General features: G+C 67.4%; 18 protein-coding genes. 6 read left to right on the top strand and 12 right to left on the bottom strand.

The annotated features are described in order from the left end of the window. Positions 1 to 79 precede the first annotated feature (79 nt). From G4D77_RS02755 to G4D77_RS02745, 3 genes are read left to right on the top strand one after another with little or no spacing between them, the layout of a single operon-like run. Positions 80 to 889, top strand: a complete 810-nt coding sequence (locus G4D77_RS02755) for a MetQ/NlpA family ABC transporter substrate-binding protein (RefSeq protein ID WP_154834555.1) — start codon at positions 80 to 82, stop codon at positions 887 to 889. Between the two features lie 4 nt (positions 890 to 893). After that, positions 894 to 1424: a cupin domain-containing protein gene (locus tag G4D77_RS02750; RefSeq protein WP_154834554.1), complete on the top strand. Its 531-nt coding sequence runs from the start codon at positions 894 to 896 to the stop codon at positions 1422 to 1424. After that, positions 1421 to 2521, top strand: a complete 1101-nt coding sequence (locus tag G4D77_RS02745; RefSeq protein ID WP_154834553.1) for a DUF6817 domain-containing protein — start codon at positions 1421 to 1423, stop codon at positions 2519 to 2521. Before G4D77_RS02750 ends, G4D77_RS02745 begins: the two co-directional genes overlap by 4 nt. 59 nt (positions 2522 to 2580) lie before the next feature. Here G4D77_RS02745 and G4D77_RS02740 read toward each other — a convergent pair whose 3' ends face one another. Continuing rightward, positions 2581 to 3624, bottom strand: coding sequence for a bile acid:sodium symporter family protein (locus G4D77_RS02740; protein ID WP_017404669.1), 1044 nt, complete (start codon positions 3622 to 3624; stop codon positions 2581 to 2583). A gap of 118 nt (positions 3625 to 3742) precedes the next feature. Here G4D77_RS02740 and G4D77_RS02735 point away from each other — a divergent pair, with 118 nt between their 5' ends. Continuing rightward, positions 3743 to 4657 (top strand): LysR family transcriptional regulator, encoded by a 915-nt coding sequence (locus G4D77_RS02735; RefSeq protein ID WP_154834552.1) that lies wholly within the window; start codon positions 3743 to 3745, stop codon positions 4655 to 4657. Here G4D77_RS02735 and G4D77_RS02730 read toward each other — a convergent pair. The 8 genes from G4D77_RS02730 to G4D77_RS02695 form a co-directional block, all read right to left on the bottom strand. Then, positions 4632 to 5969, bottom strand: a complete 1338-nt coding sequence (locus tag G4D77_RS02730; RefSeq protein ID WP_154834551.1) for a D-tagatose-bisphosphate aldolase, class II, non-catalytic subunit — start codon at positions 5967 to 5969, stop codon at positions 4632 to 4634. The genes G4D77_RS02735 and G4D77_RS02730 overlap by 26 nt on opposite strands. A gap of 4 nt (positions 5970 to 5973) precedes the next feature. Beyond that, positions 5974 to 6942: a tagatose kinase gene (locus G4D77_RS02725; protein WP_154834550.1), complete on the bottom strand. Its 969-nt coding sequence runs from the start codon at positions 6940 to 6942 to the stop codon at positions 5974 to 5976. Positions 6943 to 7002: 60 nt separating this feature from the next. Continuing rightward, positions 7003 to 8049, bottom strand: coding sequence for an ABC transporter permease (locus G4D77_RS02720; protein WP_154834549.1), 1047 nt, complete (start codon positions 8047 to 8049; stop codon positions 7003 to 7005). Continuing rightward, on the bottom strand, positions 8046 to 9602 hold the full coding sequence (locus tag G4D77_RS02715) for a sugar ABC transporter ATP-binding protein (protein WP_154834548.1): 1557 nt from the start codon (positions 9600 to 9602) through the stop codon (positions 8046 to 8048). The genes G4D77_RS02720 and G4D77_RS02715 overlap by 4 nt, the downstream gene beginning before the upstream one ends. A gap of 20 nt (positions 9603 to 9622) precedes the next feature. Continuing rightward, complete coding sequence (locus G4D77_RS02710) at positions 9623 to 10543, bottom strand: substrate-binding domain-containing protein (protein WP_154834547.1); 921 nt, start codon at positions 10541 to 10543, stop codon at positions 9623 to 9625. A gap of 34 nt (positions 10544 to 10577) precedes the next feature. Continuing rightward, complete coding sequence (locus G4D77_RS02705) at positions 10578 to 11387, bottom strand: DeoR family transcriptional regulator (RefSeq protein WP_154834546.1); 810 nt, start codon at positions 11385 to 11387, stop codon at positions 10578 to 10580. A 111-nt stretch (positions 11388 to 11498) separates the two neighbouring features. Further along, complete coding sequence (locus G4D77_RS02700; protein WP_016448076.1) at positions 11499 to 12230, bottom strand: type 1 glutamine amidotransferase; 732 nt, start codon at positions 12228 to 12230, stop codon at positions 11499 to 11501. A 150-nt stretch (positions 12231 to 12380) separates the two neighbouring features. Continuing rightward, positions 12381 to 13292, bottom strand: coding sequence for a DMT family transporter (locus G4D77_RS02695; RefSeq protein ID WP_017404677.1), 912 nt, complete (start codon positions 13290 to 13292; stop codon positions 12381 to 12383). Between the two features lie 14 nt (positions 13293 to 13306). Between G4D77_RS02695 and G4D77_RS02690 the strand changes: the two genes are divergently transcribed. Beyond that, complete coding sequence (locus tag G4D77_RS02690; RefSeq protein WP_026062195.1) at positions 13307 to 13876, top strand: helix-turn-helix domain-containing protein; 570 nt, start codon at positions 13307 to 13309, stop codon at positions 13874 to 13876. Positions 13877 to 13921: 45 nt separating this feature from the next. On the opposite strand, the gene G4D77_RS02685 is transcribed toward G4D77_RS02690, so the two are convergent. Beyond that, positions 13922 to 14497 (bottom strand): hypothetical protein, encoded by a 576-nt coding sequence (locus G4D77_RS02685; RefSeq protein WP_227740777.1) that lies wholly within the window; start codon positions 14495 to 14497, stop codon positions 13922 to 13924. Between the two features lie 301 nt (positions 14498 to 14798). Between G4D77_RS02685 and G4D77_RS02680 the strand changes: the two genes are divergently transcribed. Continuing rightward, on the top strand, positions 14799 to 16019 hold the full coding sequence (locus G4D77_RS02680) for an MFS transporter (protein ID WP_154834544.1): 1221 nt from the start codon (positions 14799 to 14801) through the stop codon (positions 16017 to 16019). Positions 16020 to 16206: 187 nt separating this feature from the next. On the opposite strand, the gene G4D77_RS02675 is transcribed toward G4D77_RS02680, so the two are convergent. Both G4D77_RS02675 and G4D77_RS02670 read right to left on the bottom strand, forming a co-directional pair. Further along, complete coding sequence (locus G4D77_RS02675) at positions 16207 to 20829, bottom strand: DUF4347 domain-containing protein (RefSeq protein WP_154834543.1); 4623 nt, start codon at positions 20827 to 20829, stop codon at positions 16207 to 16209. Then, positions 20826 to 21683 (bottom strand): sulfotransferase family protein, encoded by an 858-nt coding sequence (locus G4D77_RS02670; protein ID WP_034364027.1) that lies wholly within the window; start codon positions 21681 to 21683, stop codon positions 20826 to 20828. The genes G4D77_RS02675 and G4D77_RS02670 overlap by 4 nt, the downstream gene beginning before the upstream one ends. Positions 21684 to 21693 lie beyond the last annotated feature (10 nt).

Genomic DNA, 21693 nt, shown 5'->3' with positions numbered 1-21693 from the left:
TCCACACACCCCGGCGGCCGGTGCGGCTGGCGTGGCCGGGGCGGCAAGCTGCCGCGAGATTGTCTGAAAGAGGGATTCCATGAAAAAGCGCGCATTGCTTCAATCGCTGGCCCTGACCGCCGTCCTGCCCCTGGCGGGAATGGCCGCGCTGCCGGCCCATGCGGCCGACGGCTCGGTCACCATCGGCGTGACCTCGGGCCCGCATGCCCAGATCGCCGAGGTGGCCAGGAAGGTGGCCGAGAAGAACGGCCTGAAGGTGAAGCTGGTCGAGTTCGGCGACTTCATCCAGCCCAATGCGGCGCTGTCGCAGGGCGAGCTGGATGCCAACATCTACCAGCACCAGCCCTTCATGGACGCCCAGAACAAGGACCGCGGCTACAAGCTCGTGCCCGTGGCCCGTGCGGTCAACCAGCAGATGGGCGTGTACTCCAAGAAGATCAAAAGCCTGGCCGACCTCAAGAGCGGTGCGCGCGTGGGCATCCCCAACGACCCCACCAATGGCTCGCGTGCGCTGATGGTGCTGGCCGCGCAAAAGCTGATCGAACTGAAGACCGGCGCGGGCGCCCGTGCCTCGGTGCTGGACATCACGGCCAATCCGAAGAAGCTGAGGTTCGTCGAGCTGGAGGCCGCCCAGCTGGCGCGCTCGCTGGACGACCTGGACGCCGCCGCCGTCAACAGCAGCTACGCCGTGGCCGCAGGCCTGTCGCCGCAAAAGGATTCGCTGGCGCTGGAAGCCACGGACACGCCGTACGTGACCGTGCTGATCGCCACGCGCGCCGGCCATGAAAAGGACGCGGGCCTGCAGGCCTTCGTCAAGGCCTATCAGTCGCCCGAGGTGCGCCAGTTCATCGACACGCAGTTCAAGGGCGCCTACACGGCGGCCTGGTAAGACCATGGGCAGCCTCGCATCGCACCAAGTTTCCGACGCGGACTTCGTGGCCGCCATCGGCGTGCAATGGCAGCACCGTCCGCTGGTGCCCGAGCCCGGCCTGGCCGCGCTGCTGGCACAGGCCCAGCTGGACGACGGCGGCAAGGCCACCGTGGTCCAGGCCGTGGGCATGCTGGTGGTCGACGAATGCGTGGCCCATGGCTACCACAGCATGGACCTGGTCGTGCTGCACCCAGGCACGCCGGGCCTGGACGAGGCGCTGGAGCGCTTCGACAAGCCCCACACCCATGCCGATGACGAGGTGCGCTACATCCTCGAAGGCGAAGGCCTGTTCGGCTTTTTTGATGCCCACGGCGAAGAGCGCGTGCTGCGCGTGCAGCCCGGCGACTACCTGCGCATACCGGCCGGCGTGGAGCACCGCTTCACGCTGACCGCCACGCGGCGCATCAAGGCGCTGCGCCTGTTCGCCGACACGGCGGGCTGGGTGGCGCAATATACCCAGCGGCCCGCCGCTGCCATGGAGGTGCCCGCATGAGCCTGCCTGTCCCGACACTGTTCCAGACACTTGACGAGGCGCTGTTCACGCGCGCCCAGGACCTGCTGGACGAGGAATGGCTGGCCAAGGATGCCGACCTCGCTCCTGTGCTTCCCGTGGTGCTGGCGCGCGGCGTGGGCCAGGACTGGCACAAGGCCGGCACCTTCCGCCACCACCTGGCGGGCGTGGCGCGTTCGCTGGCGCTGTGGCGCCAGCCGCGCGACGTGCGCCTGCTGGGCCTGCTGCACAGCGTCTACGGCAACGCCTTCGTGGACCTGGTCAAGTTCGACGCGGGCAGCGAGCGCGGCCGCCTGCGCGAACTGGTGGGCGAGGGCGCCGAGCACCTGGTCTACCTGTTCTGCACCATGAGCCGCACGCAGTTCATGCAGAAGATCCTGGCCGGCGACCTGGCCGAAGACGGCTCCATGGCGCTGGAATCCGCCGGCCGCAGCCAGCGCCTGAGCGCCTATGAGGTGGCGGCCTTCACCATCGTGAGCATGGCCGATGCCATGGAGCAGTGGTTCAGCTGGCAGGAAGACATCTACTCGCAGTTTCCGCAGGTGCAGAACCAGCGGCAGCAGGGCGTGCACTGGGCGGCCTCGCTGTGGCCCGGTCCCATGCGACCTGCCAGCCGCATGCTCAGCCAGATCAGCGACCTGGGCCGTGCGCTGCAGCACCCGGCGCTGCGCGCCCAGCTGCCGCTGCCGCCGGTGTTCGACCATTGCAGCCGGCAGCTGTCGCCTAGCGACGAGGCCGCTGCCGTGTCGCTGTACTGGTCGGTGATCCAGCTGGACCAGCCGCTGGTGGACCTGGACGCCGCCACGGCCGTGCTGGAAAGCGCCGTGCGCCTGAACCCCTGGGTGGGCGAGCCGCAAATGGTGCTGGCCCAGCTCTACCTGTCTGCCGGCCGCGCCGACGACGCCGCGCGCGCAGCCACCAGCGCGCTGCAGTGCTTCAGCGGCTGGGGCAATGCCTGGGACAAGCGCGTGCAGTGGGACGCCTGGATCGCCTGGACGCGCATCCTGCTGCAGTCGGCGCAGCAGGGAACCTGGCCTGAACGGCTGGACAAGCTCAACAACCTGGCCCTGAAGGGCTGAGATGCAAAAAAGCCTGGCGCGAGAGCCAGGCTTTTTCGTTGTGGGAGCGCGCCAGTGCCTTATTTGGCCGGCGCCGTTCCGGCCTTGGCGGCCGGCGCAGCGCTGGCGGGCACGGCGCCATCCTCGATCGCCTCGGGGTGCATGGGCCGGCGTGCATAGCGCTGGGCCAGCACGGCGCAGACCATGAGCTGCAGCTGGTGGAAGATCATCAGCGGCAGCACGATGGCGCCCACGGCGCTGGACTCGAACAGCACCTTGGCCATGGGCACGCCGCTGACCAGGCTCTTCTTGGAGCCGCAGAACACCAGGGTGATCTCGTCCTCCTTGGAAAAGCCCAGGCGGCGCGCCGTCCATGACGTGATGACCAGCACCAGGGCCAGCAGGATGGACGACAGCAGCAGCAGGCCCAGCAGCGCAGGCAGGGGCGTCTGCTGCCACAGGCCGCTGATGACGGCGGCGCTGAAGGCCGTGTACACCACCAGCAGGATGGAGCCCTGGTCCACGAACTTCACGCGCTTGGCATGGCGCGAGATGAAGCCGCCGATCACGGGCCGCAGCAGATGGCCCAGCACAAAGGGCAGCAGCAGCTGCAGCGCGATCTTGCCGATGGCCTGCAGCGCGTCGCCCCCTTCGGCGCTCTTGTGCAGCAGCATGCTGACCAGGATGGGCGTGATCACGATGCCCATCAGCGTGGAGGCCGATGCGCTGCACACGGCAGCGGGCATGTTGCCGCGCGCCATGGCCGTGAAGGCGATGGCCGATTGCACCGTGGCCGGCAGCGTGCACAGGAAGAGCACGCCCATGTACATCTCGGGCGTGACCAGGGGCTCCAGCACGGGGCGCAGCGCCCAGCCCAGCAGGGGAAAGAGCACGAAGGTGGCGGCAAAGATGGTCAGGTGCAGGCGCCAGTGGCCTATGCCGGCAAAGATGGCCTCGCGCGAGAGCTTGGCGCCGTGCAGGAAGAACAGCAGGCTGACCATGAGCGTGGTCGCCACCTCCAGCCATTGCGAGACGGTGCCCGAGGCGGGCAGGAAGCTGGCCAGTGCCACGGTGGACAGCAGCATCAGCGTGAAATTGTCAGGGGCGAAGCGGGGGCGTGCCATGGGAAAACTCTCTCCAACTAACTATCGGTTCGTGCAGCCAGGCTGCAAGGCCCCGATTGGACGCCACGGCCATTGAAAAGAGAAATGGATTTATCTGATGGTTTTATAATTTTTCCGTATGAATATCAGCCTGCGCCAGCTGCGCGCCTTCCTGGCCGTGGCGGAAAGCCGCAACTTCAGCCGCGCCGGCGAGCTGATGGCGCTCACCCAGCCCGCCGTCAGCCGCAACGTCACCGAGCTGGAGCAGGCCCTGGGCGTGCAGCTTTTGCACCGCACCACGCGCGAGGTGGAGCTGACCGACGCCGGCCGACTGCTGCAGGGCCATGCCACGCGCGTGCTGGACGCGCTGGATGAATGCCTGCTCGAAGTCAGCGGCCTGGCCACCCAGCGCCTGGGCAAGGTGCGCGTGGCCAGCAGCCCCACGCTGTCGGCGCATCTGATGCCGCGCTGCATTGCGCGCTGCCGCGAGCAGGCGCCGGGCATCGAGCTGCTGCTGCTGGACCGCATCCAGAGCGACGTGCTGCAAAGCGTGCGCAGCGGCGAGGTGGACTTCGGCGTGGTCATCGACCCACAGGGCCGCGACGACCTGCACTGCGAAACCATACTCAGCGAGCCCTTTTGCCTGGTCTGCCCGGCCACGCACCGGCTGGCTCGCAAGCGCCAGGTGGCCTGGAGCGACCTGGCCGGCCAGCCGCTGGTGCTACTGGACCACGCCTCGGGCAGCCGCCGCCTGATCGACGCCGCGCTGCAGGCCCACGATGCCGAGGCCGCCGTGGTGCAGGAAGTCGGCCACACCACCACCATCTTCTGCATGCTCCAGGCGGGCCTGGGCCTGAGCGTGGTGCCGGAACTGGCCGTGCCGCAGGCATGGCGAATTCCCGCGAGTGGCGACGCCCCCGACGCCCTTGCCAGCCGCCCCCTGCTGCCGCGCGTGCAGCGCGACATCATGCTGGTGCGCCGCCGCCAACGCGAACTGTCGCCCGTGGCGCAAAGCGTGTGGGATTTGATCAGGGGGGAGGCGGGGCAGCTGTGAGGCTCGCGTTGCAGGCTGCCGCATACGGCCGTATCGCCTCGCGCACGCGGTCCAGCACCAGTGCGTGGGGCGAGGGTGCCAGCCGCCCGGCGCGCACCGCCTGGTATTGGGCTGGGAGGAACTGGCTGAGCATGTTCTCGGGCAGGGTGCAGGCGGACAGGTTGTCCAGCAGCCGCGCCACGGCGGCGTTCACCGTGGGGTCGGCCCAGTAGTAGCGGATGCGGTCGCTGTAGCTGTAGATGCGCAGCAGCCTTTGGGCGCCGGGATCGGGCTGCTCGTAGCGGTAGTAGCGCTCCCAGTTGGCGGGGCGGCCCAGCATGGCGGACTCCAGCACGGCAGGCAGGTGGGAGCGCTGGTGCGCGTCGATGAGCTGCTCTTCGATGGCGGCCAGCGCGAACAGCGCCTCGCGCAGCGCAAAAGTGGCGCCGGGCCCGACCTTGAGGATGGCAAAGCCGTCCTGCACCAGCTGGCGCAGGGCCTCGGGCCGCTGGTAGTCGGTGGAGTGGGCCTCGAAGACCAGTTGCGGATGCTGGCGCAGCAACTGCCGGAGGTCGGCTGCCCCGGCTGGCGCGTAGTCCACCACGCGCGTGTGATCGAACTCCACGCCCGGCTGCACCACCAGCGCGATGATGCGCGGCCAGACAGCGTCCAGCCCCTGCTGCGCGAAGACGTCGCGGTGCACCTGCAGCGTGCGCTGGGCGTCGGCGCGGGCAGTGACTTGCACATGCTCCAGCGCATGCGCGGCGCCGCCGGGCACGGGCACTTCGGTGCCGATCACGTAGGCCGGGCCGGGCGCGGGGCAGGTGCTGGCCTGCTCGGCCGCCTGGCAGAGCAGTGCGGCGCGGCGGGCCACGGTTTCGTCGTCCAGCGCCTGGGGGTCGTCTGCGCAGGCCATGCTGGCGTCCAGGTGCAGCTTCACGAAGCCGGCCGCCGCATAGGCGTGTACCAGGTCCTGCGCCAGTTCCATGGCCTCGGCGGCAGGCAGGTGTGTCCACGCCGTGGGGCCCAGGTGGTCGCCGCCCAGCAGCACGCGGTCTGGCGGCAGGCCGACGCGGTGGGCGATGGCCAGCACGAAGCGGCGGAAGTCGGCGGGCTGCATGCCGGTGTAGCCGCCGAACTGGTTGACCTGGTTGGCGGTGGCCTCCACGAGTAGCGGCGTGCCGTCGTCCAGCGCCTGGTGCATGGCCGCCTCGATGACCAGGGGATGGGCCGAGCAGATGGAGTAGATGCCGAGTGCGCCGTTCGCGCCGCCAGCAGCTGCTGGCGCCTGCCCGCAGCGTGACTGTGCCAGACGGGTGAGGTGGGTGAGCATGGTTTCAGCCCTCCATCACCGCATGCCGCAGGTGCTGCGGCTGTTGTGCCAGCAGCGCGTCGAGCCCCGCAAAGCCGGATGTGCCCTCCATCGGCCCCGTGCTGGAGACGGCCAGCGCGCCGGCCGCATTGGCGTAGCGCAGCGATTGCAGCGCGGTCTTGCCCAGGCGCCGGCAGGCGATGAAGGTGGCGCCAAAGCAGTCGCCCGCGCCCGTGGGGTCGGCCACGTCCACGGCAAGGGCGTCAAGGTCGATGCGCTCGTCGGCACTGAAATAGCTGCAGCCGTCGGCGCCGCGCTTGACCACAATTTCGCGCACGCCGCGCGCAAAGATCTCGGCGATGGCGCCGGCCTCGTCTGCCGAGCGGGCCAGCTGGGTGACCTCGTGGCCGCTGGGCAGGAAGATGTCGGTGAACTCCAGGATGTAGGCCAGGGCTTCGCGCATTTCGGGGATGCGCAGCATCTCCTTGCGCACGTTGGGGTCGAAGGACACGGTGCCGCCCTGGGCCTTGACGATCTCGATGGCCTTCTTCATGGCATCGATGATGCGAAACGAGAACAGCGACGAGCCCATGACATGGAAGTGCGCGCAGTCCTTGAGCACGGCCTGGTTGACCTGCTCGGGCTGCAGCTGTGCCGAGGCGCTGTTGGTGATGTTGAAGATGAAGTCGCGCTCGCCGCTGTCGCGGTAGGTGACGAAGGCGCTGCCCGTGACGGCGTTTTGGCACACGGCGATAGCGCTGGTGTCCACGCCGTCGCGGCGCAGGCGGTCGATGTTGAGCCAGCCAAAATCATCATCGCCCACGCAGCCGATGATGGCGGCCGGGTGGCCCAGCCGGGCCACCTGGTCGATGAAGATGGCGGGCGCCCCGCTGGCATAGGGCCCGGCCAGCGGCCCCGGCGCGCGAAAGCTCTGGCCTTTTCGCTCGGCCATGATTTCGACGAGGATCTCGCCCATGGTCATGATGGATTGCATGCTCTCCCTCCCTTTGGAATCAAACCCCGTGCGCCGTTCGCTGCACCGCCGGCCCATGCGTCAGCGCCTGCGCCTGCTGTGCACATCGATGCACACGGCCACCAGAATCACGCTGCCCTTGACGATGAGCTGATAGAAGTAGGGCACGCTCATCAGGTTCATGCCGTTGTTGATGACGCCGATCATCAGCGCCCCTATCAAGGTTCCCGCAACGCTGCCGTGGCCTCCGGCCAGGCGCGTGCCGCCCAGCACGGCGGCGGCAATGGCGTCCAGCTCCCAGCCCATGGCCGCGTTGGGCTGGGCCGAGTACAGGCGGGAGGTGAGCAGCAGGCCGCCCACGGCCGCCATCAGCCCCGACAGCATGAAGATGGCGATCTTGAGCCGCCCCACCCGTATGCCCGCATAGGTGGCCGCCTCGGCATTGCCGCCTGCCAGATAGGTCTTGCGGCCAAAGACGGTGCGGGCCAGCACGAAGTGGTTGGCGGCCAGCAGTGCGGCCAGGATCCAGATGGGCACGGGCATGCCCAGCCATTCGCCGTTGCCGATCCACAGAAAGGCCTCGTTGTCCACCGGCGCCGGCATGCCGCCCGAGACGATATAGGCCAGACCCCGGAAGATGCCCATGGTCGCCACCGTCACGATGAAGGACGGCAGATGCAGCAGCGCCGACAGCGAGCCGTTGAGCGCGCCCAGCAGCAGGCCGCACAGCAGCACGGCGGGCAGCACCAGGGCGGGCGCCAGGCCCTGGCCCAGCATCAGGCCGGCCACGCTGCCGGCCAGGGCGACCACCGATCCCACCGAGAGGTCGATCTCGCCCAGCAGCAGCACATAGGTCATGCCGAAGGCCACGATGGCGATGATGGACACCTGCAGCAGCACGTTGCGCAGGTTGCCAGCCGTCAGAAAGGCCGGCGACAGCAGGGAGAACAGCAGCACCAGGGCGGCCAGGCCCATGAGGGTGCCGGCGTGGCGCCGCAGCGATCGCCAGCCACCTCGCAAGCCGTCTCGCCATGTTTCCTGGCTGCCCGGGATGCTTTCGGCAGCGTCGGAGGCGTTGGAGGCCTTGGAGGAGCCAGACGCGGTGATGCTCAGTTCGGAAGGGGTCATGGCAGTCCTGCTCCGGTGGCGTGCGCCATCACGGTCTCCTGGCGCAGATGGAGGGTGTCCAGGCTCTGGACGAGGCGCTTGTTGCGCATGACCAGCAGGCGGTCGCTCATGGCCAGTGCCTCGGGCAGTTCCGACGACACCAGGATGACGGCCGTGCCGGCCGCTGCCAGCTCGCGGATCAGGGCATAGATCTCGAACTTCGCGCCCACGTCGATGCCGCGCGTGGGCTCGTCCAGCACCAGCAGCCGGGGGCGCATGGCCAGCCATTTGGCGAACACGATCTTTTGCTGGTTGCCGCCCGACAGCTGGCGCACGGGCTGGTGCAGGCCGGCAACGCGTATCTTCAGCCGCTGCACGCAGGCGCGGGCCAGCGATTGCTCGGCCGCCTCGTCGGTGAGCAGTGCGCCGCCGCGCCCGCTGTGCACCTGCACCATGCAGATGTTGTGCTGCACGGACTGGTCCAGCACCAGGCCTTGCTCCTTGCGGTTCTCGGTCACGAAGGCCATGCCCTGGCCAATGGCGTCGGCCGGCGAGCGCAGGCGCAGCGGCCGGCCGTGCATGAGGATGCTGCCCGTGCAGCGGTGCATGCCGAACAGCGCATCCATGACATCGGACCGGCCCGAGCCCACCAGCCCGAAAAAGCCCACGATCTCGCCCGCATGGACCTCGAAGTCAATGCCTTCGAAGCGCCCGGCCAGGCCCAGGCCGCGCACCTGGAGCAGGGCGCGCGTGCTGCGGTCAGGGGTGGGGCCGCGCGGCGGATAGATGTCCTGCATCTGGCGTCCCACCATGAGCGCGATCAGCGCCCCGATGTCGGTTTCGTCCCGCGCCAGGGTGCAGATGGAGCTGCCATCGCGCATGACGGTGATCTCGTCGGAGATGCGCATGATCTCGTCCATGCGGTGCGACACGTAGATGATGGCGCGCCCCTCGGCCTTGAGGCGGGCGATGAGGTTGAAGAGAATCTGCGCCTCGCTGTCACTGAGCGAGGAGGTGGGCTCATCCATGATGACGATGCGCGCGGGCTGGCACAGCGCCTTGGCGATCTCCACCAGCTGGCGCTGGGCCAGCGACAGTTCGGCCACCTGCGCGTTGGAGTCCAGGTCCATGCCCAGGCGGGCCAGCAGCGCGGCGGCGTCGCGGCGCAGTGCGCGGCGGTCCACGCAGCCGGCCCGCTGCGGGAGGCGCGCGGCAAACAGGTTGTCCGCCACGCTGAGGTTGGGCGCCAGGCTCAGCTCCTGGTGAACGATGGCGATACCGTGGCGCTGCGCATCGGCGGGGCTGGCCAGCTCGGTGCCGGCACCCTCGATCAGCAGCTGGCCGCCATCGGGCCGGTGCACGCCGGCCAGGATCTTGAGCAGGGTGGATTTGCCGGCCCCGTTCTCGCCCAGCAGCGTGTGCACCGTGCCTGCGCGCAGGCGGAAGGAAACGCCTTTGAGCGCCTGCACGGCGCCGAAGGATTTGGCCAGCGCCCGGGCCTCGAGCATGGGGGGCGGCGCAACGGCGTCGAGCATGGCACGGCCTGGGCGGCCGTGTGCAGTGGGGCCTGGCATGGCGGGCTCCGCAGGTCCATTTACCTGGCGGCAGCCGTGTACACGCCGGGCAGCACGGGGTGGAGTTTCTCCACCGGCTTGCCCTGCAGCAGCTGCGCGGCAATGGCCACGGCTTGCAGTCCCAGCTGGTCGGGGTACTGGCGGATCACGCCCACGAAGGCCGGTTCGCGGTCCACGGCTGCGCGGGCCTCGGCCATGCCGTCAAAGCCGACGATCTTGACCTGCTCCAGCTTTCTTGCGCCCTTGACGCTGGCCAGTGCAGCCAGGGCCGCATCGTCGCCAAACCCGAAGATGCCAGCGAGATCGGGGTGGGCCTGCAGCATGTTCTGCGATGCGGACAGGGCCTCGGCGCGTGTGATGCCGGGTTGTACCGAGACGATCTTCATGCCGGGGAAGGCCGCGATGGCCGACTTGAAGCCCTCCACGCGATCGACCACGGACTGTATGGACGGGTAGTGCAGCACCCCGATCTGGCCCTTGCCACCCGTGGCGCGGGCCATGAGCTGGCCGGCGAGCACGCCGCCGGCGCGGTTGTCGGTGGCCACGTGCGAGGCCACTTCCACCCCGCTGGCCGCAATGTCCACGGTGATCACGGGTATGCGGGCGGCGGCAGCCTTGAGCACGGCGGCCTTCACGCCGCGTGAATCCACGGGCGACAGGATGATGGCATCGACCTTCTTGCTGACGAAGTCCTCCACATCGGAGATCTGCTTGCCCAGGTCCTGGTTGGCAATGCTCAGGTCCAGCTTCAGCCCCTGCCGCGCGGCTTCCTGCTGCATGGCCTGGGCCAGCTCCAGGTAGAACGGGTGCTGCTGCGTGAGCAGGGACACACCGATGGTGCGCGCGGGGCCGGGGCCCGGCTGTGCAAGCGCCGGGCTGGCCGGCAGGCCGAATGTGAATGCGCCGGCCAGCATGCGCCGGAGAAACGTGTTGCGGTCCATGGCGGTCTCCCTCCCTCTGTCGTTGTGGAAAAACTCAGCTTCTGGCGAACTCGATGCGGCCCTCGGCCTTGTGGGTGGCCTGCAGCCGGTGGCGTGCCAGCAGATCGAAGGCGCCGGGCTCCATGTCCTGGTGTGCGCACAGGCCGTCGAGTTGAGCGATGTCGCAGACCGGGTGTCCGCCCGAGGTGCTGTCCAGATCCAGTGCCAGCGCCACGGCCTTGGCGCTGTGCTCCACGGCTGCCGCGTACAGCCGTGCGGCGCCCGGGTCGCGGCACAGCAGGCGGTTGCGCTCGTCGATGCCACAGATCTCGAAAAGGCAGATGTCCAGCGGCCGGCCGCGCAGGCCCGTTTCAGCGCCGGGGCCGATGAGGCAGGGCTCGTCGCCGGCCAGCGAGCCGCCCGTGACGTGGATGGTGCAATCGAGAAACTGCCGTGCCGTCGCCACCATGGACAGGTCATGCAGCGTCAGCGCAATGCCCTGGCGGCTGGCCAGCAGCGGCAGCACGCGGTGGGTGATGCGGCCACCGCCAAGAAAGACGGACGCATCGTCTTCAATCCAGCCCAGGGCGCCCTGGGCCACCTGGGCCTGTGCCGGGCCTTGTGCGGCGGCGTGGGCGCCAGGCAGCTCGGCCGCCGTCTTGAGCAGGGCCGGGTTGTAGCGCGCTTTGCCGAAGGCGCGCACCACATAGCCCTGCTGCTCCAGGTAGTGCAGGTCGTTGCGGATGGTGACGGTGGAGACGCCGAAGAGCACGCTCAGCGCCTCGACCCGCACCTCGTCGGTCTTGCGCGCCAGCTCCACGATCTGCAGCCTGCGCTTGAGTGAACTGTTGCCTTGTTCCTGCATGGATTCTTTCGATTCGAAAGTTTTCTATTTCGTATCGAAAGTTTCCCTGCACGCAAAAGCTGCGTCAAGCGCACCCAGGGTATTCACCAGGGATTGCCTGGCCTGGAAGGTTTACCGGCTGGCCGCGCTCAGGGGCACGACCACGGGCCGCTGCAGCTGTGACGTCCAGGCACGGTAGGTGCGGTGGGCCAGGGCATGCAGCACGGGAATGCGCAGGTCCAGGTGGCGCAGGATCTCGCTCTCGGTCTGCGCCGCGGGGCCGCGTGCGCGCAGCAGCTCGTCATGGCCTTCGGCGCACCAGGCAGCCACGCTGGCGGCAGTCACCTCCATGTGGCCCTGGAAGGCCCAGTGCCGGCCATGTCGAAAACCCTTGTTCAGGCAATGGCTGCCGTACATGGTGCGCACGGCGCCGCGCGGGATCTCGAAGGTGTCGTAGTGCCAATGGAAGATCGTGGCCTCGCGCGGCAGGTCCATGAGCTGCTGGGCGGCGGCCGTCACCCAGATGCGGCTCCAGCCAATGTTGGGGCAGGGGTTGCGCCAGACCCTGGCGCCCATGGCGCGCGCCAGCATCTGTGCGCCGAAGCAGTGGCCGAGCACGGGAACGTCATGCCGCAGCGCGTCGGCCAGCAGGGACTGTTCATCCTCCATCCAGGGCAGGCCCTCGTTGACACAATGGTTGCTGCCCAGCACCACGATGCCGCTGTAGTCGGCGGCATGCACAGGGGCTCTGCCATCGAGGGCGGGCTGCAACATTCGGTAGGGAATGCACTGCTGCTCCAGGTGTTCACGCAGAACGCCGGGGCCCTGGGTGGATTCGTGCTGGAGGATGGCGACAGGTCTCATGGCGGCGCGGCTTCATCGGGAAGCCATTTGTTGTGAGGCCTTGACTCTAGGGACGGCTGCCTCAAGGGCGGATTGTGTTTGCGCACAACGCCATCAAGGCCGCATCAAGGCAGCACCGGGACAGCACCACGGATGTCGCCCCCGTCCCTCTCAAGCCGTGGATGCTCCAGCCTTGCGCCGGCTCCATTTCAGCTCGCTGACCAGCACCCCGCCCACGATCAGCACTGCCCCCAGGATGGCCAGCCCCGGCAGCCGGTCGCCGGCCATGCGTCCCACGATGCCGGCCCAGACCGGCTCGCTGGCATAGATCACGGTGGCGCGCGTGGGCGACAGGGACTTCTGGGCCCAGTTCATGGTCAGCTGGATCAGGATGCTGGCGCAGGCCATGGCCACGGCGGCCGTCAGCCAGATCCACGAGAAATCCGGCACCGACTCGCCAGCCACGGGCATGGCCAGCAGCGCCATGGTGCCGGCCGCCAGCAACTGCACCGTGGTCACGCGCCGCGCATCGACCTTGCCCGCGAAATGCCCGATCAGGAGCACCTCGGCCGCAATCGCCAGCGTGCTCAGCATGGTCGCCATCTCGCCCACGTTCAACTCCATTCCCCCGGACTCGGGCCCCGCCACCAGCATCAGGCCCGTGAAGGCCAGGCCGATGCCTATCCAGCTCATCAATCGCGGCGGCTTGCCCATCACCAGCCATTGCAGCAGGGGCACGATGGGCACATACAAGGCGGTCAGAAACGCCGACTTGCTGCTGCTGATGGTCTGCAGGCCGAAGGTCTGCAGACCATAGCCCAGAAAGATGCTGGCGCCGATGGCCGTGCCTGCGACCAGCTCGGTGCGCGTGAGCCCGGCCATGACCTTGCGGAACACCAGCAGCCCGATCAGACCCGCCGTGACGAAGCGCAGGCCCACAAAGAACAGCGGCCCGCTGTGCTGCATGGCCAGGTGGACCACGAGAAAGGTGCCGCCCCAGACCATGGTGACGGCGATCAGGGCCAGCTCCTGCCGGCTGAGCAGCGGCGTGCGCGAACTGTGAGAAGATGACGTGTGCAACATATTGCGCAGATCATATGAGAAATATATTGCACAGCGCTGGCGAGCGCTCCGATGTCCTGGCTTTCGTCAGCGAAAACCTGCGCCGCCTTCGCCAGCGTGCAGGACTGAGCCAGGCGGCCCTGGCCGAGGCCGCAGGCCTGAGCCGGCGCATGGTCGTGCAGCTGGAAGGCGGCGACACCAATATCAGCCTGTCCAGCCTGGATCGGCTGGCCGACGCGCTGGGCGCCAGCTTCATAGAAATCGTCAGCGACCCGGCCGCGCAGCGCCTGCGCATGGACGCCATGGCCTGGCGCGGCACCCGGCCCGAAAGCCAGGCCATGCTGCTGGGCAGCGTGCCCGCCACGCGCGAGGCTCAGCTGTGGTCCTGGTCCCTGGGCCCCGGCGAACGCTACCAGGCCGAACCCGACCCGGAAGGCTGGCACGAGATGATCGTCGTGGTCGAAGGCCGCCTGCTGGTGGACCTGAGCGAAGGCCCCATGACCATCGAGGCCGGCGACTACGCCATCTACGGCAGCGCCCAGGACTACGCCTACGTGAACCTGCACGAAGGCGTGACGCGGTTCATTCGGAATGTGATTTCCTGAGGGCGCTGCAGCGGTCTGTGCCGTGCTTTGAGCAAGGTACCGACGTCAGTGAAATGCGGTGGCCTGCGGTGCCACTTCAGACTGGCCGTTGAAGAAATACACAAGATCGGATGCAGTCATGACGCGGCCGTAGTAGGGGTTGGACTGCGTGCCTTCCAGTGACCTGCCCGAGCGACGTGCAATGGCTGTCGCAACGCTCATGTCCAGATCATCACCGTCCAGGCCGAGCTCTTCCTCAAGCCGGTCGGATCCGCGGACAGGAAAGCTCTTTTGGTAGCTGAGCAGTTCTTCCTGAAGCTGTTCATACACAGCGCGGATTACCAAAGGATCTGTGCTGCGCAAATCGAAGGAACGGGCGAAGCCGCAGATCGACTCGCCGTTGCGGGTGGCGGCAAGCGCCTGCAATCTGGTTTTCTCGCGGTTGTTCGCCCATGCTCCGCAACTGACCAATGCAGTGACTGTGAGAGCTGTGGCAGCCGGATGAGCCACGGAAAGAGTGCCTAGGGCGTACGCCAAGATTGCAATGAGGCTCCAGAAAGCCAAGCGCTGCAAAACGCCGGGCACGGTGCCCGGTACCGTGCGGGCGGGCGAGGGAAGCTGTCGGCGAGAAGATCTGCGCATGGAAAGAATGCAGCCCGTGAACGGATGCAGGAAGAAAACGATTCTTCGTGGCGATCATAGATGCTCAGCGGCTGGGCGCAAGGAGGCATGGATTGCCACAGGCGATGGCCCCAGCCCATGCACCCTTGCGGCCGTCCCTCTGAACAACGCCTTGTCTCCCATACACCGGCTATGGAATGCTGCCGGCCTTGCAGGTGCGCCGTCCTTGCAATTTCGCTCTTTGCTCTGTATTCCTGGGGTTGATACCTAATGTCTAAGCATGTATAGACAACTAAAGTCATCCCATACCAAGGAGATGCAAATGAGGCGAGGCAGACTTTTCCGGGGCTGGTACATCGTGGGCGCCGTCCATGTGCTGCTGGCGCTGATCTTTGGCGCGGCCTATTCGTTCGGGGCGTTTTTTGCCAGCATTCAGACCCAGTTTGGCGCCAGCAGTTTTTCCACGGCCTCCATCTTTTCCCTGACTGCCCTGATCTACTACGGCGTGGGCGTGTTCTCGGGGGCCTGGAGCGACAGGACCTCGGTACGCACCGTCACCTCGGCCGGCATCGTGCTGCTGGCGCTGGGCTTTGTGGCCAGCAGCCTGCTGTCCTCATCGCTGGTGCTGTTCCTGGGCGCCTTCTGCATTCTGGTCGGCCTGGGCGTGGGCCTGGTGTATGTGCCCGCCGTCTCCACCATTGCGCGCTGGTTCGTGCTGTGGCGCAGTTCTGCCTCCGGCATCGCGCTGGCGGGCACCGGGCTGGGCACGCTGCTCGGCCCCGTGGTGGCGGGCGCACTCATGGAGCACCTGTCCTGGCAACTGACCATGCAGGTATATGCCGCAGCCATCGCACTGACTGGCCTGGCGGCGGCGGCGGTCCTGCGCGGCCGGCCTGAGGAGCTGGGGCTGCATCCCGACGGCGTGCCGCCTTCGGGTGACCCTGCCGCCGGGCAGTCCGCCCAGGGCATGGACCTGGCCCAGGCGGCGCGGCAGGCCCGTTTCTGGTGGTGTTTCGCGGCCATCTTTCTGGGCTCCATCGGCCTGTTCCTGGCGCTGATCCACATCAACCCGCTGGCACGCCAGCAGGGGTTGTCTGTCGCTCAGGCCAATGGGCTGATCGGTCTGATCGGCGTGGGCAATGTGCTGGGGCGCCTTGCGCTGGGCCGGCTGGGCGACAGGATGGGGGCGCTGCGCTTTCTGCTGGTGCTCACCGTGTCCCTGGCCGTGCTGTGCGGGCTGTGGTCCATGGCGCGGGGCTTCATGGCCCTGGCCGGTTTCGCGCTGGTGTTCGGCGCGGCCAACGGCGGGTGCATCGCGCTGTATCCCGCCGTGGCCGCCACTTGGTTCGGCACGCGGAACCTGGGCGCCATTTTGGGTGCGCTGTATGTGGCGGTCGGTATCTCGGCCATGGCCGGGGGCAGCCTGGCGGGCTGGCTGTTCGATATCTGGGGTGGCTACACGCCGTCCATCCTGCTGGCGGGAGCCAGCGCTGCGCTGTCGGCCCTGGCGGTGTGGCGGGCCGAATGCGCTGGGCGCGGTTAAGAAAAGCCTTGTGCAGCAGGCATGGCTCACAGGGATGGCGTCTTGCCGCATTCCCAGGCGATACGGGCTCTGCGAACGGCCGTCGCCGCACCTGCGCCGAAGGCGGCCTGCGCTCTTCATGCAAAAGGCCCTGGCTCTTGCGAACCAGGGCCTGCCAAGCTGCCAAACAGCCAGGGCAGCTTGCGCGTCAACGCCGTGCCGTGAACACCTTCCTGCTGCGCAGAGCCAGGCCTCCCAGCAGCCCGGACAGCATTGCGAGCGCCCATCCACCCAGCGAGGGAATGGCCTGCGCGCCTCCGGGTGCCACGGCAGCCACCACGGGAACGAACGGATCGCTGACGGAGCCCGTGGCCGGGTTGGTATCGCCCAGACCGTTGTCGGTGATGGTGTAGCTGACCGTGGTGCGGGCAGCGTTCAGGACCACGTTCAGCGAGGTGGCTGCATTTGTGGGGTCGAACCAGCCTCCTGCTCCGTCGGGCTTGCGGAACTGCACGCCCACGGGCAGCGGGCTGGGGTAGACCAGGGTCATCGTCACGGCGCCCGTGCATTGCTCGGCCGTGAAGGCGAATTGGCCGTTGGGCGCCTGCAGGCCTGGCGGTGTGGACGCCGCAGGTCCGAAGCCGCCGGTGGCCTGCAGCGTGCAGGTGGCACCGCCGCCGGACAGCGTCGCTGTCGGCGTGCCGGCCATGCCGGGCACGCTGCCTGGCGCGCCCACCAGCTCCAGCTTGCGCGGCGTGGCTTGTACCGCTGCGGAGTCCGCGCTGGTCTGTGCGCCGTTGGTGGCCTTGACGGTGAAGTTGTAGACAAATCCATTTGTCAGACCCGTCACGACGATGGGCGATGTGGGGCCCGTCTGCGTTGTAACGGAGGGGGCACCGGGTACCGCCACTGGTGTGGCGGTCACGGTGTAGCCGGAAATGGGCGCACCGCCGCTGCCCACGGAGGCCGTGAAGTTCACCGTGGCCTGGGCGTCTGCGGCAGTGACGGTGCCGATGACGGGGATATCAGGCGCGATGGCGTTCACGGCAAAGCTCTGCGTGACCTGAGGTGCGGCGCTGATGGCGGCATCGCCGGCCTGGTCGGCTGCAATGGTGCAGGTGCCTGCGGTCACGAAGGTCAGCGAGCCCGTTGGCGTGATGGTGCACACGCCCGGGGTGGACGATGTGAAGCTCACCGGATAGCTGGCGCCTGCGCTGGAGGTGGCTGTCAGCGTGGGTGTGGTGCCGAAGTTGTAGCTGGCAGCGGGCGTGAAGCTGATGGTCTGCGAGGCCCTGGGCGTCACGGCGTTGGATGCAGCCGAGGGAGAGCCTGGCCCCGCAGAGTTGGCGGCCGTCACCGAGAAGGTGTAGGCCGTGCCATTGATCAGGCCAGGCACGGTGATCGGGCTGCTGCCCGTCGCCGTGAAGCTGCCCGGGCTGGATGTGGCGGTGTAGGTGACGGCGGCTCCCCCGGTGGAGGCGGGTGCGGTGAAGCTCACCGAGGCCTGGGCATTGCCGGCTGTTGCCGTGCCGATGGTGGGCGCTCCCGGTGCGACGGCGTTGACGTTGAAGGTCTGCGAGACCTGGGGTGCGGCGCTGGTGGCCGCGTCGCCGGCCTGGTCGGCGTTGATGGAGCAGCTGCCAGCCGTCACGAAGGTCAGCGAGCCCGTTGGCGTGATGGTGCACACGCCCGTGGTGGTCGACGTGAAGCTCACCGGATAGCTGGCGCCTGCGCTGGAGGTGGCCGTCAGCGTGGGTGTGGTGCCGAAGTTGTAGCTGGCAGCGGGCGTGAAGCTGATGGTCTGCGAGGCCCTGGGCGTCACGGCGTTGGATGCAGCCGAGGGAGAGCCTGGCCCCGCAGAGTTGGCGGCCGTCACCGAGAAGGTGTAGGCCGTGCCATTGGTCAGGCCAGCCACGGTGATCGGGCTGCTACCCGTCGCCGTGAAGTTGCCCGGGGTGGATGTGGCGGTGTAGGTGACGGCGGCTCCCCCGGTGGAGGCGGGTGCGGTGAAGCTCACCGTGGCCTGGGCATTGCCGGCTGTTGCCGTGCCGATGGTGGGCGCTCCCGGTGCGACGGCGTTGACGTTGAAGGTCTGCGAGACCTGGGGTGCGGCGCTGGTGGCCGCATCGCCGGCCTGGTCGGCGTTGATGGAGCAGCTGCCAGCCGTCACGAAGGTCAGCGAGCCCGTTGGCGTGATGGTGCACACGCCCGTGGTGGTCGATGTGAAGCTCACCGGATAGCTGGCGCCTGCGCTGGAGGTGGCTGTCAGCGTGGGTGTGGTGCCGAAGTTGTAGCTGGCCGCAGGGGCAAAGCTGATGGTCTGCGTGCCCTGGGGAGTAACGTTGTTGGACGTGGCCGCAGGGCCGGTCAGTCCTGCCGAGTTGGTGGCCGTGACGTTGAAGCTGTAGCTGATGCCATTGGTCAGACCGGGCACGGTGATGGTGCAGGCTGTCGGCCCCGTGCAGTATCCGGTCTGGCCTCCGCCCCCGCTGGCCACTGCGTTATAGGTGGAGATGGCCGAACCGCCGTTGCTGGCCGGGGCAGCGAATGTGATGGAGGCCTGGGCATTGCCGGCCGTGGCCGTGGCACCCGTGGGAGCACCGGGGGCCACCGGAACGGCGACCGTGTGAGTCCCGCCGCTGTTGAAGGACGCAGGCGGCCCGTTGCCCACGCTGTCGGCGATGTTGGTGCTGCCGTTCAGGTTGATCTTGATGGTGCCGGTGCCCGTGATGCCCGAAACGTTGACGTTGACGGAGCTGCCCGTGCTGGCCGAGACACTGGATATGGTGCCTGAAGCCGTGCCCGTACCGATCAGGGTGAAGTCGTCGGTGGAGATGTTGATGACTGGCTTATTGAAGGTTGCCGTGAACGCCACGCTGGCATCGCCCGGGGCTGGCGAGCCGCTGACGGCGATGCTGCTGACGGTGGGGATCAGGGTGTCCACGGTGGCGTTGGCGGTGCTTGCCGTGGTGGTGATGTTGCCGGCGTTATCCGCGGCGCTGATGCTCGCATTGAGGTTGTTTCCTGCAACGCCAGCCGGCAGCGGGTGGGTGGCTGTCCAGATCCCGGCGGCGTTGGTGGCCGGTACGGCCACCGGGCCGTTGAAGGCGGACAGGTTGATGGTCACAGCACTGATGGTGTCAGTGTTGTTGTCGCCCGCAGCAGTGTTGTTCCACTGGGCGGTCACGGTGTCACCGGCCTTGAAGGCGCCGCCCACGCCGGACGCTCCCGACAGGGCGATGTTGCCAGGGGTGACGACAGGCGCAATGGTGTCTACCGTGGCATTGTTCGTGCCTGCCGTTGTTGCGGGACCATTGCTGTTGCTTGCCGTGACGGATACGTTGCGATTCGTGGCATCGATGGCGCCAGCCGACAGCAAATGGGTCGCTGTCCAGATGCCTGCAGAATTGAGAGCTGCCACCGAAGCGCCGCCACCGAACTGGGACAAATCGAAGTTGACGCCTGTGATCGGTGTGGCGTTGTAGTCTCCGCTGGCAGTGTTGTTCCAGCGTGCCGTGACGGTGTCACCTATCTTGAACGCTCCGCCTGTTCCCGTGGCTCCTGTCAGGCTTATGTGGTCAATGGAGATGCGTGGCGAGTTCTGCGCCCCTGCGATCGTGAAGCCGCGGAATTCGAAGTCGGCGAACTTGTTTGCCGGGCAGGCGCCACCGTCCCCGCCGCAATCCACATAGAGCTTGAAGCCTTTGAGTTTCTTGCCACTGAAATCGGCAAGCTGGGTTGCCGTGAAGGTGAACGCTTCTCCTGGCGTGGCGCTGCCGTTGATGGTGCTGGACGTGACCGTGCCACCGGATGCCAGCATCCCCACGATACGCACGTTGGTGAACTGGCTGACGGCACCATATTCACCGGCTGACAGGCCCGTCAGCTCGAACTTTGTGGTGTTGATATCGTCCGCTCTGAGATAGAAGTAGGTGCCGGTCGCAGTCCCTCCGTTCTGGATGTAGGCGGCGAAGGGCGCAGCTGAATATATTTGCAGTCCCAGTTGTGTATGTGTGCTGTCCCAGGCGGAGACGCGAAAATCCGTCTGGACTAGATCGAGGCTGTTGACGCTGAAGCTGGAGAAAGACTTTGGTCCGTCACTGGCCAGCAGCACGCCCGAGAAATCAGCCAGAGCCTTGTCCGAAAACGCCAGCTGCGTATCGACGTGGCCGCGCCGCACCTCCAGCTGCCAATCTCCACCCTGGGCCAGGTTGCCTGTGGCATTGCTGGACGCCGCCACGTCCAGCTGCGTTGCATGCTGCACGATGTCCAGCAGTTGCTCGCCTTCGGGCGTGGCTGCGAGATCGCAGCCGTAGAACAGCAGGTCACCGCCGGGACGCACGGCATTGCGCAGTGCGGCCAGCGATTCGATCTCGCCCTTGACGCTTTCGGCCGTGATGCGGCTGCTGCCCAGCAGCAGCACGCCGGCCTCGGCATGCGAGACCACGTGGATGGCTGACAGATTTTTGAACGAAGCCAGGGCCTGGACCAACTGGGGCAGGCCGGGGCGCGAGGCATCGATCTCCACCATCTGCACGCCGGGCTTGAGCGCACGCTGCAGCACGGCCCGGTCCTGCACGGCAGAGTCCACGATCACCAGTTCGCTGACGGGCGACGCCACGACGATCTCCAGCTCTCCCGGGGGGCGAGGCCGCAGGTCGCGCGCCGGCGCGGCACTGCGGGACAGGGGCAGGGCGGTCTGCTCGCCAGAGTCCTGGGGCGATCTCAGGTACGAGCGCAGGTACGAGCCCGCTGCCGGGCCTGCGGAACCCAGCAGGCCCAGCGGAAGCAGTGCGGCGGAGAAGCCGCCAAGGAATGTGGTGCCTATCATGGTGTTCCTCTCTGTGTTTCGGTGTCCGTCGCGGACGCTCTCTTGCTGGCGATGATGTGGGCCGAGGTGCCGGTGGTGTCCTGCCAGAAGTCCATGGCCTGGTACCTGGCAAACAGGTCGGGCGGCAGGATGCTGCGGCGCGGCTTGAAGGCCACCTTCCGGCGCACGTCGTGCAGGCCCTTGACGCCCAGTTGCAGGTCGAACTCGCTTTCGGAGTACTCGACGGCATTGAAGTCGTGGGCGAAGGCCTCTTCGCCGAGAAATTGGTAGATGAGTTCCACCGTGCGCCGGGGGTGCTGGGTGAGCAGGTCGTAGTCCACGATCAGCAGGCGCTCGGAAAACTCGCCGTAGTAGGCTTCCTTGAGCGCGGTCCATGCGCTGCCCACGGCACCGGCCACATGGATGAGCGACTCGCAGCGGCTGTACACCGTCTGGCGCGAGGCCGCGTTGAACATGCGGCTGTAGTCGAAGGGGTTCCTGCGGTAGATGGTCTCGAAGCTGTCCATGACCCATGCCGGATTGCGCACGCAGCACACCATCCTGAAGTCGGGCACCAGTTCCACGAGCTGGTGCATGCGTGCCGTCCACTGGCGGTTGGTGTCGAAGAGGACGGGCTGCTGCTGGCCGGCATAGTAGGCATCGACGATGGCCCGGCAGATGGCCTTGCGCCGGGCCTCGTCGAAGAAGGCGTGGGATTCGCTGCCGGCGCCCATCTGCTCGAGGGCGCCGTTGACCAGCCCCGCCACGGGACTGCTCATCGCGGCGTGAAAGCGCGGGTTCTGCCGCAGGATGCCCGCGAGCAGCGTGGAGCCCGAGCGCGGCAGGCCAGAGATGAAATGCAGTGTGCGTGGCATGGGCTGCGGC

The organism is Delftia sp. WY8 (assembly GCF_018437695.1).
Classification (GTDB): domain Bacteria; phylum Pseudomonadota; class Gammaproteobacteria; order Burkholderiales; family Burkholderiaceae_C; genus Comamonas; species Comamonas tsuruhatensis.
This window is presented reverse-complemented; position numbering and strand designations above follow the sequence as displayed.